General features: G+C 71.6%; 15 protein-coding genes, 1 other RNA gene and 1 pseudogene. 6 read left to right on the forward strand and 11 right to left on the reverse strand.

The genetic code is table 11. From position 1 onward, the window contains the following. Window positions 1-2 precede the first annotated feature (2 nt). Window positions 3-656 carry a hypothetical protein gene (locus tag MRQ36_RS04965; protein WP_242793197.1) on the reverse strand — a complete coding sequence of 218 codons (654 nt, stop codon included), beginning with the start codon at window positions 654-656 and terminating at the stop codon, window positions 3-5. 69 nt (window positions 657-725) lie between these two features. Here MRQ36_RS04965 and MRQ36_RS04970 point away from each other — a divergent pair. Further along, window positions 726-854 (forward strand): annotated as a pseudogene (locus MRQ36_RS04970) (IS5/IS1182 family transposase); the annotation flags it as partial. Here the strand turns inward: MRQ36_RS04970 and MRQ36_RS04975 are convergent. Next, window positions 853-1,209, reverse strand: a complete 357-nt coding sequence (locus MRQ36_RS04975; protein ID WP_242793199.1) for a nuclear transport factor 2 family protein — start codon at window positions 1,207-1,209, stop codon at window positions 853-855. The pseudogene MRQ36_RS04970 and the gene MRQ36_RS04975 sit on opposite strands and share 2 nt — an antisense overlap. Window positions 1,210-1,393: 184 nt before the next feature. Further along, window positions 1,394-1,800: RNase P RNA component class A (rnpB, locus tag MRQ36_RS04980), an RNA gene on the reverse strand. A 326-nt stretch (window positions 1,801-2,126) separates the two neighbouring features. Between rnpB and MRQ36_RS04985 the strand changes: the two genes are divergently transcribed. The 3 genes from MRQ36_RS04985 to MRQ36_RS04995 are packed head-to-tail and all read left to right on the forward strand — an operon-like array spanning window position 2,127 to window position 3,790. Next, a complete protein-coding gene (locus tag MRQ36_RS04985) occupies window positions 2,127-2,498 on the forward strand; it encodes a hypothetical protein (protein ID WP_242793201.1) in 372 nt (123 codons plus the stop codon). Continuing rightward, on the forward strand, window positions 2,495-2,971 hold the full coding sequence (locus MRQ36_RS04990) for a roadblock/LC7 domain-containing protein (protein ID WP_242793204.1): 477 nt from the start codon (window positions 2,495-2,497) through the stop codon (window positions 2,969-2,971). Before MRQ36_RS04985 ends, MRQ36_RS04990 begins: the two co-directional genes overlap by 4 nt. 57 nt (window positions 2,972-3,028) lie before the next feature. After that, the gene (locus MRQ36_RS04995; RefSeq protein ID WP_242793206.1) at window positions 3,029-3,790 is read left to right on the forward strand and encodes a sulfite exporter TauE/SafE family protein; all 762 of its coding nucleotides are present in this window, start codon (window positions 3,029-3,031) and stop codon (window positions 3,788-3,790) included. A 65-nt stretch (window positions 3,791-3,855) separates the two neighbouring features. Here the strand turns inward: MRQ36_RS04995 and MRQ36_RS05000 are convergent, their stop codons facing one another. Further along, window positions 3,856-5,079, reverse strand: coding sequence for an MFS transporter (locus tag MRQ36_RS05000; RefSeq protein ID WP_242793208.1), 1,224 nt, complete (start codon window positions 5,077-5,079; stop codon window positions 3,856-3,858). A 58-nt stretch (window positions 5,080-5,137) separates the two neighbouring features. Between MRQ36_RS05000 and MRQ36_RS05005 the strand changes: the two genes are divergently transcribed. Further along, window positions 5,138-5,617: a MarR family winged helix-turn-helix transcriptional regulator gene (locus MRQ36_RS05005; protein ID WP_242793211.1), complete on the forward strand. Its 480-nt coding sequence runs from the start codon at window positions 5,138-5,140 to the stop codon at window positions 5,615-5,617. Window positions 5,618-5,701: 84 nt separating this feature from the next. Here MRQ36_RS05005 and mctP read toward each other — a convergent pair whose 3' ends face one another. The 7 genes from mctP to MRQ36_RS05040 form a co-directional block, all read right to left on the reverse strand. Further along, window positions 5,702-7,357: a monocarboxylate uptake permease MctP gene (gene mctP / locus MRQ36_RS05010; protein WP_242793213.1), complete on the reverse strand. Its 1,656-nt coding sequence runs from the start codon at window positions 7,355-7,357 to the stop codon at window positions 5,702-5,704. Next, complete coding sequence (locus MRQ36_RS05015) at window positions 7,357-7,599, reverse strand: DUF3311 domain-containing protein (RefSeq protein WP_242793215.1); 243 nt, start codon at window positions 7,597-7,599, stop codon at window positions 7,357-7,359. Before MRQ36_RS05015 ends, mctP begins: the two co-directional genes overlap by 1 nt. 286 nt (window positions 7,600-7,885) lie before the next feature. Then, the gene (locus MRQ36_RS05020) at window positions 7,886-9,106 is read right to left on the reverse strand and encodes a bifunctional RNase H/acid phosphatase (RefSeq protein WP_242793217.1); all 1,221 of its coding nucleotides are present in this window, start codon (window positions 9,104-9,106) and stop codon (window positions 7,886-7,888) included. 5 nt (window positions 9,107-9,111) lie between these two features. Beyond that, window positions 9,112-9,849 (reverse strand): zinc ribbon domain-containing protein, encoded by a 738-nt coding sequence (locus MRQ36_RS05025; protein WP_242793219.1) that lies wholly within the window; start codon window positions 9,847-9,849, stop codon window positions 9,112-9,114. Continuing rightward, window positions 9,846-10,712: a Nif3-like dinuclear metal center hexameric protein gene (locus MRQ36_RS05030; protein WP_242793230.1), complete on the reverse strand. Its 867-nt coding sequence runs from the start codon at window positions 10,710-10,712 to the stop codon at window positions 9,846-9,848. The genes MRQ36_RS05025 and MRQ36_RS05030 overlap by 4 nt, the downstream gene beginning before the upstream one ends. Before the next feature lie 95 nt (window positions 10,713-10,807). Next, window positions 10,808-11,365 (reverse strand): flavoprotein, encoded by a 558-nt coding sequence (locus MRQ36_RS05035; RefSeq protein WP_242793231.1) that lies wholly within the window; start codon window positions 11,363-11,365, stop codon window positions 10,808-10,810. Beyond that, window positions 11,362-12,588 (reverse strand): helix-turn-helix domain-containing protein, encoded by a 1,227-nt coding sequence (locus tag MRQ36_RS05040; RefSeq protein WP_242793232.1) that lies wholly within the window; start codon window positions 12,586-12,588, stop codon window positions 11,362-11,364. The genes MRQ36_RS05035 and MRQ36_RS05040 overlap by 4 nt, the downstream gene beginning before the upstream one ends. A gap of 227 nt (window positions 12,589-12,815) precedes the next feature. On the opposite strand from MRQ36_RS05040, the gene MRQ36_RS05045 reads away from it, so the two are divergent. After that, window positions 12,816-13,496, forward strand: coding sequence for a bifunctional DNA primase/polymerase (locus MRQ36_RS05045; protein ID WP_242793235.1), 681 nt, complete (start codon window positions 12,816-12,818; stop codon window positions 13,494-13,496).

The raw sequence follows: 13,496 nt of genomic DNA on the forward strand, positions 1-13,496 counted from the left end.
GGTCACGCCCACCGTGCACATTCGACGTCGAGGCGTGGGTCGGTACGCACCCAGACCTCGCCCTCGGCGGCCTCGGCCGGGGCGTCGACCCGGTCGAGACCGAGGAATGCGACCAGCTGGAGCAGTTCGGCTCGGTCGGCTCGGTCGTCGTCGAGATCATGCGAGTCGAAGAAGACGTAGTACTGGTCGCTCGGGTCGACGATGCCAGAATCCGCCCAGATCCGGCCTACCTCTTCGATCGCCGCTGATTCCGTCGTCATCATGGCGGCTCGGGCGGCCCCGCGGATCTCCGGTGACGCGTCGAGGTCGGCGAGGTCGGAGAACCACTGGCCGAAGTAGTCGAGGCCGGCATGTCCGTTCTCGAAGAACAGCATCGCGCTGGGAAGGTAGCGGTTGCCCCGCTCGACCCGAAGGTGTTCCCACCGAGCCTGGTCCGCGTCCATGCTCCGGGAGATCACACCGAGACGCGGCCTGAGCACCAAACTCTGCCTCGCCGACTCATCTCGGATGGTGTAGACGTCGGACTCTCGGCTCTGGAAGAACGCAGAGAACGCGACGTAGGCCTCCTGGGGGTCGCCCACCGAGACCTGCTGGTCGTTGCCGTCACCGACAGAGAAGACGAACTGCTTCGGTCCGGGAGCGTAGGGGCGGGCCATGTGCGTCCTTCGTTCATGGGTGACAGCCCCACCAGGTTAGTGGATCAGAGCGGACATGCCCGTGGCCCGCGCAACGGTGACCCGTTCACCCGGCTGGCAGCCGGGTTCGGTGTCGACACCGCCTGGCACTACGTCCGCGAAGCGATCACTCTGCTCGCCGCCGCAGCAGACGACCTGACCACGGCAGTTGAAGCGCTCACTGGACCGGGACGAAGGTGGCGGCCAACACTCGCCAGTTGCCGTCCTCACGCACCCACAGCCGGGTGTAGCGCAACCGCGCGGACATGACGACACCGCCCTGAACGGCATCCACCGCAGCGACCGTGCGGGTCACCCCCGTCTCACCGTCGTCCTGGACGTCGAGCGACTCCTCCACCAGGTTGGTGATCCGCAGGGCCCCTGAGCGGTAGCTCTCCAGGTCATCTTCCTTCGTGAAAACCGTTCCATCCGGTCCAGCGCCCACGACCCGGGGGTGCAGAAGCGCGTCGAGGGACTCGACATCGGCGGCACGCTGAGCGGCTTGGAGTTGCCGTTCCGCGGTACGGAGATCCATCCACCGATCCTCGACAGCGCCCCGTAACGAGACAAGCGGGTTCGCTCGCGGCAGAACGCCGGCCCAGCACGGCTTCACGTGTCCAGGGCGTCGAGCGCCGGCCAAAGTTGACCACCGACGACCATCAGCGCCCGGACCTAGGACAAGGTCAGAGCCTTGATCAGGCCTCTGAGCCGGTGGGCGACGGACGAGTCGACCTGTACGCCGGATTCTGTGACCGACGCACCCGAAGGCGCGTCGGCGGCGGCCATCCATCTCGGCCTGCCGTTGCCGGCAGGCTCCAGCGGCCTACCCGCAGACATCGGGCGGGCAGCCCTCGAGCGTCTGCGCCGGGTCGTCAGCTTGCGGTGACGGCCCTTGCTTGGCCTTGCTCCGGGTGGGGTTTACCGAGCCATCCCGGTCACCCGGGATGCTGGTGGGCTCTTACCCCACCGTTTCACCCTTACCGACCCATGGGTCGGCGGTCTGTTTTCTGTGGCACTGTCCCGCGGGTCACCCCGGGTTGCCGTTAACAACCACCCTGCCCTGTGGAGTCCGGACGTTCCTCGGCAACGGGCCGGAGCCCGTCGACGCGACCGCCCGGTCGACTCGTCCGTCGCGCCCTCATCCTAACGACCCGGGCCGTCCGCCCATTTCCGCCCCGGCGACGCGGCCCGGCCACACCGGAGGACCGATTCCGGTATCGGCGGCCGTATCAGGTGTGGCAACGACAGACCATCCCTCGGTGAGTCCCATTTACGGGACTCCCGTCCCCGGCTCGGTGACGGTCAGGCAGATGGCGACCCGAGCAGATGCGCCCCGATTGTCCGTGTGCAAACCTCGACTGAGCCTTTGTGCACGGGTGTCACCGCGTGTCTTAACCGGGTGGATCCTGGACGTACGCGGCGGCGCCGACGGAAACCTGGGGAGAGAACACCGTGGCGAACCTTGACGTCGCGCTGAAGAGCGCGATGAGCATCGACGGCGCGATCGGCGTCGCGCTCGTGGACCACAGCAGCGGCATGACCCTCGGCGTGGCCGGTGGGACCGGCGAGATCGACCTGACGGTCGCCGCCGCCGGCAACACCGACGTCGTACGCGCCAAGCTGCGCACCATCGAGATGCTCAACCTGAACGACGAGATCGAGGACATCCTCATCACCCTCGGCACGCAGTACCACCTGATCCGGCCGCTGACCAACCGGGCCGGCAAGGGCCTCTTCCTCTATCTGATGGTGAGCAAGAGCCGGGCCAACCTGGCGATGGCCCGCCACCAGTTGCGCGCCATCGAGGAGAGCCTGGAATTGTGAGCGGACTTCCCCACCGGGTACCGAGGGCGGCGGGCACCCTGCCGCCGCCCCGCCGCCTGCCACCGTCGCTGGCCGGGCACCCGGCCCTGCCCTATCCGGCGATCGCGCAGCAGCTGGCCGAGCTGCGGCTGCAGATCCCCGGGGTGGACGGCTGCGTCCTGGGCGGCGTGGACGGCCTGCTCATCACGCACAACATGCAGACCGACGTCGACCCGAACGAGCTGGCCGCGCTGGCCGCGACGACGTACGGGCTGGGCCGGCAGGTCGGCTCCCGGCTCGGCCAGGGCGGGTTCCAGCAGTCCACGATCCGCAACGCGGACGGCTACCTGAGCGTCTACGCGGTCAGCCGGCAGGCGTTGCTCGCCGTCGTCGGGCAGGACAGCATCAACGTGGCCCGGCTGCACCTGCACGCCCCGGCGATCACCGAACGCCTCGCCGACCTGCTGGAGGGGGTCACCCCGACCGCCGACTGACGGCCGGGACCGCACCCGCCTGCGCGGGACGGTCGGTCGGGCTAGCCTCTGGGGACCATGGACCTCTCCGACGCCGCGCTCCTGCTCGCCGCCGGTCTCGCCGCGGGCACGGTGAACGCGGTGGCCGGGGGCGGTTCGCTGATCACCTTCCCGGCGCTGATCGCGGTGGGCCTGCCGCCGGTGCCGGCGAACGTCAGCAACTCGGTCTCGGTCTTCCCGGGGTACGTCGCCAGCGTGGCGGGCAGCCGGGCGGACCTGCCGCCCGGGCGGCAACTGTGGCCGTTGCTGCCCACGGCGGTGCTCGGCACGGTGGTCGGCTGCGCGCTGCTGCTGGCCACCCCGGCGCGGGCCTTCGAGCTGGTGGTGCCGTTCCTGGTGCTCGGCGCGACCGCCGTGCTGGCGTTCCAGGATCCGCTGCGCCGGCTGGTCGGTCACCCGGCCGAGATCGGTCCGCGCCGCCGGCGGGTCACGGTGCAGGCGATGGTCGCGGTCGGCACCGTGTACGGCGGTTACTTCGGCGCGGCGCTCGGCGTCATGCTGGTCGCCGGGCTGGCCCTGGTGCTGGACGCGACGCTGGCCCGGGTGTCGGCGGTGAAGAACCTGCTCTCGGCGGTGGTGGGGCTTACCACGCTGGTGGTGTTCGCGCTCTTCGGCCCGGTGAACTGGGCGGCCGTCGCGGTGGTCGCGCCGGCCAGCCTGGTCGGCGGGTACGCGGGTGCCCGGCTGGTCCGCCGGCTGCCGCCGGTGGTGCTGAAGACCATGATCGTCGTGTTCGGCACGGTCATCGGTCTCTATCTGCTCTGGCGCGCGCTGCACTGAGCCGAACCACGCCGCGCTGAGGCACCGAACCGCCCCGGCCTGCGCCGGGGCGGTTCGGCCACCGCTCAGTACGCCTCGCCGACCGGTTCCTCCGGCGCGTGCTCGGCCTGCCGGGCGGCCCGGTTCCACACCACCCGCTCGCCGTAGCCGGCGGCCATCACGTGCCCGAAGGCGAGGTAGACCAGCACGCCGACGGCGAGCACCCCGAAGCCGACCCAGAACGGCAGGGCCAGCCCGTGCTCGGCGAGCTTGCCGGAGATGATCGGCGCCGGCGCGGCGGCACCCCAGCGGACCAGGTTGAACGCGCCGGTGGCGACCCGGCGGTCGCTGGAGCCGAGGCCCAGCGCCAGGTCGGTGAGGTTGGCGTTGGCCAGGCCCATGCAGAGGCCGGCGAGCACCAGCACCACGAGCGACATGGCGGTGCCGGTGGAGGTGGCGAAGAGGACCATGCAGATCAGCAGGCCGACGATGGCCACGCCGACGGTCTGCACGGCACCGATGCGGTGCGCCAGCCGGTGCCCGATCACCAGGATGCCGGTGGCCAGGCCGAGGCCCCAGGCGGTGAAGGCCAGCCCCAGTGGCACCACGTCGAGGTGCAGGAAGAGCGGGGTGTAGCCGAGCACCACGAAGAAGACGAAGTTGTAGGCGGCGGTGACCACGCAGAGGGTGACGAACGCGGGCTTGCGGTAGGTGGCGAAGATCTGGCCGACGCGTACCGGGGCCTGCCGGTTGGTCGGCTCGCGGAGCTTGCGGGCGGCGACGCCCAGCGCGAGCACCATGAAGACGCCGCAGACGAAGAACGGCAGCCGCCAGCTCACGTGCCCGAGCAGGCCACCCAGCAGCGGTCCGACGGCGAAGCCGAGCCCGAGCGCGGTCTCGAAGAGGCCGACCACCCATTCCCGGTCGAGGGCGAGGTTGACCAGCACCACCATGGCGGTGGCGAAGAACATCGCGTTGCCCAGCCCCCACACGCCGCGCAGCACGGAGAGCTGGACGATGTTGTTGCTGAACGAGGCCAGGATCGCGGCGACGCCGACCACCGAGACGCCGGTGATCAGCACCGGCTTGAAGCCGAACCGGCCGCTGGCCAGGGTGGCCGGGATCATGCCGACCGCCATCACCGCGATGTACGCGGTGAAGAGCAGCTCGACCTGCCAGGCGCTGACCCCGATGTCCTCGCCGATGACGGGCAGGATGGGGTCCACCACGGCGATGCCGGCGATGGCGAGGAAGGCCACCAGGGTGGTGGCGTAGATGGCACTGCGGTTGGGTTCGGATCGCCGATCCACTCCGCGCCTCCAGACAGATAGCTGTATCGTACAGGTAATTCCGTTGTATCATACAGCTATGACGGACGACCACACCCCGGAAGCGGGGCCGGATGAGATCACACTCGGCCGGATCGAGACCGAGGTGGCGCTGCTGATGCGCTTCGGCGAGGCCACCCGGCGGGCCAGCGGCACCGCCGAGCACCGGGTGCTGGACCGGGCGGCGTACGTGATCCTGCGGCACCTGGACGCGGCCGGGCCGCAGAACGTCTCCGCGCTCGCCGCGAAGCTCAACCTGGACGGCTCCACGGTCACCCGGCAGGTCTCCGCGATGCAGCGGGACGGCCTGGTCGCGCGTACCCCTGACCCGGCCGACGGGCGCGGCACCGTCATCTCCCCGACGGCCGCCGGCCTGTCCCGGATGACCGCCGTCCGGGCGGCCCGCACCCGGCTCTACGGCGAGATCCTCGGCGGCTGGTCGCCCGACGACCGGGACACCCTGGCCGAACTCCTGCAGCGCTTCAACCAGGCCCTGGAGTCCCGCCCCCGCTCCCGCTGAGCCCCCCGCCCCGCCGCGCCAACCGGATGTAAGGAGGGGCCCCCTGTTAACGCCTGGCGTTAACAGGGGGCCCCTCCTTACATCTCAGGCGACGGGCTCGCGGGCGGAGTCGGCGTCGCGGTCCGGGCCGGGGGTGACGCGCGGGTCACCCTCGTCGGCGAAGTAGTCGTCCGGCGTGGTGCGGTCCACCCCGTCGGCGACCTTCCCGGCCCGCAGGGCCAGGGTCAGTAGCGCGGCCACCACCAGGTTGACCAGCACCGCCACGATGCCGACGTAGATCGTCTTCTTGGTGTCGAAGCCGAACTCCGACAGCGGGAAGGCCGAGCCGGCGAAGTGCTTCTTGCCGGTCACCGGGTTGGCGATCTGATAGAGCATCCACATGCCCAGGCCCATGCCGGCCACCCAGCCGCCGATCAACGCCCAGCGGTGGAACCAGCGGGTGTAGAGGCCCAGCGCCACCGCCGGCAGCGTCTGCAGGATGATCACGCCGCCGATGAGCTGGAGGTCGATGGAGAACTGCGGGTCCAGGAAGATGATGAACGCCAGCGCCCCCACCTTGACCAGCAGCGACGTGATCTTCGAGACCTGCGCCTCCTGCGCCGGACTGGCGTCCCGCTTCAGGTACTCCTTGTAGATGTTGCGGGTGAACAGGTTCGCCGCCGCGATCGACATGATCGCGGCCGGCACCAGCGCGCCGATGCCGATCGCCGCGTACGCCACCCCGGCGAACCAGTCCGGGAACTGCTGGTCGAACAACAGCGGCACCACCGTGTTGCTGTCCACACTGCCCGCGGAGGCCCCCGGCAGCGGCTTCACCTTCGCCGCGATCGCCATGTAACCGAGCAGCGCGATCAGCCCGAGCAGCAGGCTGTACGCCGGCAGCGCCGACATGTTCCGCTTGATCACGTCCCGGTTCCGGCTGGCCAGCACACCGGTGACGCTGTGCGGATAGAGGAAGAGCGCCAGCGCCGACCCGAACGCCAGCGTGACGTACTGGAGTTGGTTGTTGGCGTTGAGCAGGATGCCGTCCCCGGGCGCCGGGCTGGCCTTGAACTTGGCGTCGGCGGCGTCGAAGATGCTCCCCCAGCCGCCCAGCTTCCACGGCAGGTAGATGACCGCCACCAGGATCACGATGTAGATCAGCGAGTCCTTGACGAAGGCGATCAGCGCCGGGGCGCGCAGCCCGGACTGGTAGGTGTAGGCCGCCAGGATGGCGAACGCGATGATGATCGGCAGGTGCCGGGCCAGGGCGTTGTCGCCGGTCACGCCCATCGTCTTGAGCACCGACTCGATGCCGACCAGCTGCAACGCGATGTACGGCATGGTCGCGACGATGCCGGTGATCGCCACCAGCAGCGCCAGAACCGGCGAGTCGAACCGGTTGCGGACGAAGTCCGCCGGGGTGACGTAGCCGTGCCGGTGCGACACCGACCAGAGCCGGCACAGCACCAGGAAGACCATCGGATAGATGACGATCGTGTAGGGCACCGCGAAGAAGCCCATCGCGCCCGCGCCGAACACCAGCGCCGGCACCGCCACGAAGGTGTACGCGGTGTAGAGGTCACCGCCGATCAGGAACCAGGTGATCCAGCCGCCGAAGTTGCGGCCACCCAGCCCCCACTCGTCCAGGTGCGCCATGTCCCGGGGCGCGCGCCACCGGGCCGCCACGAAACCCATGGCGCTGACCAGCAGGAAGAGGATCGTGAAGACGATGATCTCGGTCAGGTGGTCCCGCCACATCAGTGGTCACCCCGCTTCTTGGTCATCTGGTAGACCAGCGTGGTGCTGACCACGCCGAGGATGATCCAGGCCAGTTGCAGCCAGTAGAAGCGCGGGAACCCGAACAGTCGGGGTGCGTCGGCGTTGAATAAGGCCGGGATCAGCGGCACCACGATGGGGATGAAGAGCAACCAGTTCCAGGGGCTGTGGTCCTTCGCCCTGGATCGCGCCGTGGTCGGCGCCTCCGGTTCGGGTGCTGCCATGTGACACACCTCCGGGAAGTCGTAGCTGGCCAGGTAACGGCCGGAGGCTACGACCCTGTGACCCCCATCACGTTCAATGCATCGACGCCGATGCGCCGAACGGCCCCCCACCTGCGCCGAACGGCCCCACCCCCCGTCCCCTCCCCTCCACCCCCTCCCTCCTTCGGGCGCGAATACACGGAAAGAGTGGCCATTCTCGGCGGAATGGCCACTCTTTCCGTGAAAGTGCGGGGCAGAGGGAGGGGGGAGGGGGGAGGGGGGAGGGGCGGAGGGAGGAGGGAGCCCGTCAGAGGGTGGTGAGGTGGGCGGTGTCGTTGACCAGGCGGACCGCTACGCCGCCGTCGGGGTAGAGGTCGAGCAGGGAGATGCCGGCGGTGTCGAGGTAGAGGCGGTGGAGGAAGGCGTCACCGGCGGCGAGGGCGTCGCGCAGGATCAGCTTGATCGGCGAGACGTGGGAGACCACCACGACGGTCTCCCCGGGGTACGTCGTACGCAGGCGGTCGATCGCGCGGCCGGTCCGCTCGGCGACGGCGACGAACGACTCCCCCTCCGGCGGGGCGACCCGGGTGGAGGCGAGCCAGGCGTCCAGCTCACCCGCCCAACCGTCCCGCACCTCGGCGAAGGTGCGCCCCTCCCAGACCCCGAAGTCGCACTCGATCAGGTCGTCGTCGGGGCGCACCGGCGGGTTGCCGACGACCGCGGCGATCGCCTCGGCTGTCGCCGTACACCGGGACAGCGGGGAACTGACCACGGCCGCGACGGACGGCGCGAGCGCGGCCACCCGGGCGGCGGAGGCCCGGGCCTGGGCCCGGCCCCGGTCGGTCAGCGGCACGTCGCCGCGGCCGGAGTAACGCTTCTGCACGGTCCGCTCGGTCTCGCCGTGCCGGACCAGGATCAGCCGGGTGGCCTCCTCCGTCGGGCGGGGCTCCCAGGAGGCCGGCGTGGTGGCCGGGTCGGTGCCGGTGGCGCGGCCGGTGGCTGCCCGGGCGGCCACCTCGCGGGCCGCGGCGCGGGCGGCCGAGTCGGGGCCGGCCACCTCGCGCGGCGGCTCCACGATCCGGGGTGACGCGACGACGGCCCGGGCCGGGGTCTTCCCGGCGGCGGCGTCCATCGCGGCGTTGGCCAGCGCGTCGGCGTGCGTGTTGCGCTCCCGGGGGATCCAGCTGAACCGCACGTTGGCGAACCGGCCGACCAGGCCGGCCGCCTGCGCGGCCAGCGGGCGCAGGCCGGGGTGCTTGATCTGCCAGCGGCCGCACATCTGCTCGACCACCAGTTTGGAGTCCATCCGCGCCTCGACCTCGACCGCGCCCAGCTCGGCGGCGGCCTCCAGCCCGGCGATCAGGCCCCGGTACTCGGCGACGTTGTTGGTGGCGGTGCCGATCGACTCGGAGCGTTCGGCGAGCACCTCGCCGGTCGCGGAGTCCCGGACCACCGCGCCGAAGCCGGCGGGACCGGGATTGCCCCGGGACCCGCCGTCGGCCTCGATGACGACCGCGCGCACCGCCACGGCGGCTACAGGCCCGACTCGTTGGTACGCACCATGATCCGCCGGCACTCCTCGCAGCGGACCACGTCGTCCGGGGCGGCCTTGCGGATCCGGGCCAGGTCCGCGCCGGAGAGCTCCAGCCGGCAACCGCCGCAGCGGGCCCCGGTGAGCAGCGCCGCGCCGAGCCCGGTGTCCTCGCGGATCTTTTCGTAGAGGCCGACCAGGTCGGTCGGGAGGTCACCGGCGAGCGGCTGGCGGGCGGAGCGCTTGAACTCCTCCTCGCGGGCGATCTCGGCGAGGCTGTCGTCCCGGCGCTGCTCGGTGGCGGCGCGCCGCTCCCGGGCCTCGGCGATCCGCCGCTCGACCCCGTCGAGCACGCCCTGCGCGGTCTCCCGCTGCTCCATCAGCTCCAGCTCGGCGTCCTCCAGGTCGCTCTGCCGGCGGTTCAGCGAGGCCAGCTCGTGCTGGAGCGCCTCCTGCTCCCGCGCCGGGATGCCGCCGCCGGCCAGGCGGTTCTCGTCCTTGCTCTTGCGCGCCCGGACCTGCTCGACGTCCTTCTCCATCCGGGTGATGTCCCGGTCCAGGTCGTCGACGGCCACCTGAGCGCGGACCCGCTCGTCCTCCAGCGCGGAGAGTTCCCGCGCGAGGGCCTCCAGCTCGGCCCGCTCGGGCAGCGTCCGGCGGCGGTGAGCCAGCTGGGCGAGGGCGGTGTCGATCGCCTGGAGGTCGAGCAGGCGGCGCTGGACCTTCGGGTCAGCCTTCACGGGCGGGGCTCCTTGTCGTCGGGACGGGGTGCGGCGGCGTGCACGGTCCACGGGTCGGTGTCCAGGTCGGACACCACGGTCTCGACGCCCAGGGCGTCCCTCAGGTGGGCGGCCAGGTCGTCCAACCAGGGTCGTTCGGTCGCCCAGTGGGCGGCGTCCAGCAGGGCCGGGCCGCCGGCGGCGAGGTGCTCGCCGGCGGGGTGGTGGCGCAGGTCGGCGGTGAGGAACGCGTCGACCCCGGCGGCGGTCGCCTCGGCGAGGAAGCCGTCCCCCGAGCCACCGCTCACGGCGAGGGTACGAACCCTACGCCCGGGATCCCCGGCGGCGCGAACTCCCCAGGCCGTGACGGGGAGCACCGCGGCGGCCTGCCGGGTCAGCTCCGCGAGCGTCATCGGGGTGGGCAGCTCGCCGATCCGGCCGATGCCCCGCCCCTCGCCGTCGGCGGGCGAGCCGGGCCGGGGCCGGTGCAGCGGGCGCAGCCCGGTCAGCCCGAACCGGGCGGCCAGGGCGTCGGAGACACCCGGGTTCGCCACGTCGGCGTTGGTGTGGGCCACGTGCAGCGCCACGTCCGCCTTGATCAGCTGGTGGACGATCCGCCCCTTGTAGGTGGTGGCGGCGACCGAGGAGACCCCGCGCAGCAGCAGCGGGTGGTGGGCGACGATCATGTCGACTCCGGCGGCGAGCGCCTCGGCGACCGTCTCCGGCACCACGTCGACCACGCAGGCGATCCGGCGTACCGGGAGGGCGGGGTCGCCGAGCACCAGGCCGACCCGGTCCCACTCCTCCGCCCAGCCGGGCGGATAGCGGCGGTCCAGCAGGGCCACCACGTCGGCCACCGTGGGCGGTGCTGTGGTTGTCCTCACGGCCGGCCAGCTTACCGGCGCGGACCGCGAGCCACGCCGCTGGCGGTCGGCAGGGGCCCCGGACGCGTCGACGAGGGGCCCCTGCGCACCACCTCTCAGGCGACGGGGACGACGGGGGGACGCAGGCCGGTCAGCGCCGCCAGGCCGGCCGACCAGGGGAAGGCGTCCAGGTGGCGTTCGCCGGTGCCGGGCGGGTGCAGCGGGACGACGTGGTCGCCGAAGACCACCGCCACCCCCCACTCCCGGAGCCGGGCCAGGCTCGCCCGGAACACCGGGTGGGCGGCCATCGCCACGTTCGTGTACGGCACCGCCGCGATCGGTACCCCCGCGCCCTGCGCCTCGATCAGCAACCCGAGGGCGAGGGTGTCGGTGATGCCGGCGGCCCACTTGTTGACCGTGTTGAACGTGGCCGGGCAGACCAGCATCGCGTCCGCCGGGGGCAGCACGTCCGGGTCGCCCGGGTTCTTGTAGTGGCTGCGGACCGGGTGGCCGGTCTGCCGGGCCAGCGCCGTCCGGTCCACGAACTTCGCGCCGTCCGGCGTGGTGACTACGCAGACGTCCCAGTCGTCCTGCTGGGCCAGCTCCACGAGCCGACCCACCTGACGCGCCAGCGGCGAACCGCAGACGATGACATAGAGCACCCGGGCGCTCATACTCCGACTCCCATGTGCTCAGCCAACTCCGCAACGGGCGGAGGCGGCGCACCCCGTGTGCGACGGAGCACGTCCGACATCACCTCGTGGGCGATCGGCCGGCAGCGGATCTCGGACGGGGCGAGCCGGTCGCCGCGCAGCAGCATCTCCCCCGCGTTGGCGACGTCGCCGAGCTGGGCGTAGCCGCGGGCGATGTCGAGCAGGTGGTGGGCCCGCCGCTCCGGCAGCAGCGCGTTGAACGCCGGTTCGGAGATCCGGTGGTGGAGCTCCACCGCCCGCCCGCCGTCACCGAGCTCCACCGCGGCGGCGGCCCGGTGCAGCTCCAGGTTGGTCGGGCCGAACGACGTCCAGTAGTGGTTCTGGTCGCCACCGAGCAGGACGGCTGCCTCCTGGGCGCCGGTGAACAGGTCGTCGACCGTGGCGGAGTCACCGATCCGGGCGGCGGCCATCGCGCCCTGCAGCAGCAGCATGCCGTAGACCGAGAGCCGGCCCGGGGAGGCGTCGTTGTCGCCGCCGGGGGCGAGCCGGTTGGCGATGTTGACGTTGAGTTCCAGGGCCGGCCGGGCCCGCCCCATGGCGACCAGGGCGTTGCAGACCCGGGTGGTGGCGATGCCGGCCAGCAGTTGGTCGTCGGCCCGCTGGGCGACCGCCATCGACCGGTCGGCGGCCAGCCAGGCCAGGTCGCACTCGCCGAGCTTGCGCAGCACCGAGGAGGCGATCTGATAGACCTGCCCGAGCAGGTGGGCCGCCTCCCGGGCCTGGTCGCCGCCGTAGCCGGCGTCGCCGGCCTGGGCGTCGCGCAGCAGCTTCGGCAGGGCGCGGGTGAGCATGCCGTAGCGGCCGTACTGGTAGGTGAGCCAGGCGTGGTTGACCGCCTTGCGCATGTCGGCCAGCGGGGGCGGGTACGGCGCGGCGTCGAAGTAGGCGCTCATCGAGTCGTACCGCTCCAGCGCGGCCCGGATCTCCTGCACCTCGACCTGGTCGATGCAGTTCAACGCGTCGGTACGGCGTTCCGGGTCCTTGCCGAGCAGCAGTTGCACGTCGACCTGGAGGATGTCGGCGATCTCGTAGAGGACGGAGAACTTGTCGAGCCGGCGTACCCCGCGCTCGACCTTGTCCACCCAGCTCTTGGACTTGCCGAGCCGGTCGGCGAAGACCTGCTGGGACATCTTGCGCCGCCCGCGCCAGTACGCCACGCGTCGGCCTATGGGCAACTCGTCCATGGTCCATCCCCTCCCCGACCCGGTCGCGCTCCCCGGGTCGGTGACCGGCTCTGCCCGTAGGTCTTCAGGTTTTCGCTGGTCGCACAGTCTGTGCGTCAGCCGTACAGCCAGTCCTCGTACTTTTCGTGCAAGTTGCATGAGCCGTTCGTCAGCTCAACGAGCATGGGTTACGGCAGTGACGGCGCTCGACGTGTGACATGGGAACCGATCGATCCCGACGAGAGGAGATGGCACACATGTGGGGGAACGTCGTACCGCGCGTCACTCACCTGTCGCCCCTGGAACGGGTCCGGCTGCGTCGGGTGGCGGTGCGCTACGCCGCACACGGCTGGCAGGTCACCCCGGGCGCCTGCCTGGCCAACAGCCGTTTCGTCTGCGGTCGGGCCGGCTGCCCCACCGTCGGCTGTCATCCGGCGCTGGAGAACTGGGAGCACGCGGCCAGCACCGACCCGGCCCGGGTGGCCACCTGGTGGCGCAGCCGGCCGCACGGGGTGCTGCTGCCCACCGGGCGGGCCTTCGACGTGCTGGAGGTCCCGGCCCACCTCGGCCGGCGCGTGCTGAACGCCGTGGCCACCCACCCGGCCGGGCCGGGCGTACGCGGGCCGGTGCTGGTCACGCCCACCGGGCGGTGGATGTTCCTGGTCCGCCCCGGCGATCCGCTCCGCCCCGAGCTGGAGAACTGCTTCCACGTGGTCCGGCACGGCCCCGGCTCGTGGATCCCGGCGCCCCCGACCCGGCTGCCCGAGGGGACGGTCCGCTGGCTGGTCGCCCCGGAACAGGCCCGCTGGCAGCTGCCCGACTCGTACCTGGTGCAGAACGCGCTGATCGACGCGTTACTCGGGGCCGGGGTGCGGCTCACCTCCGACCTGCTCCCCGGCCACCTTCCGCTGCCCCGGCGCGGCTGGTGA

The sequence above is a fragment of the Micromonospora sp. R77 genome (assembly GCF_022747945.1).
In the GTDB taxonomy this organism is placed as follows: Bacteria; Actinomycetota; Actinomycetes; order Mycobacteriales; family Micromonosporaceae; genus Micromonospora.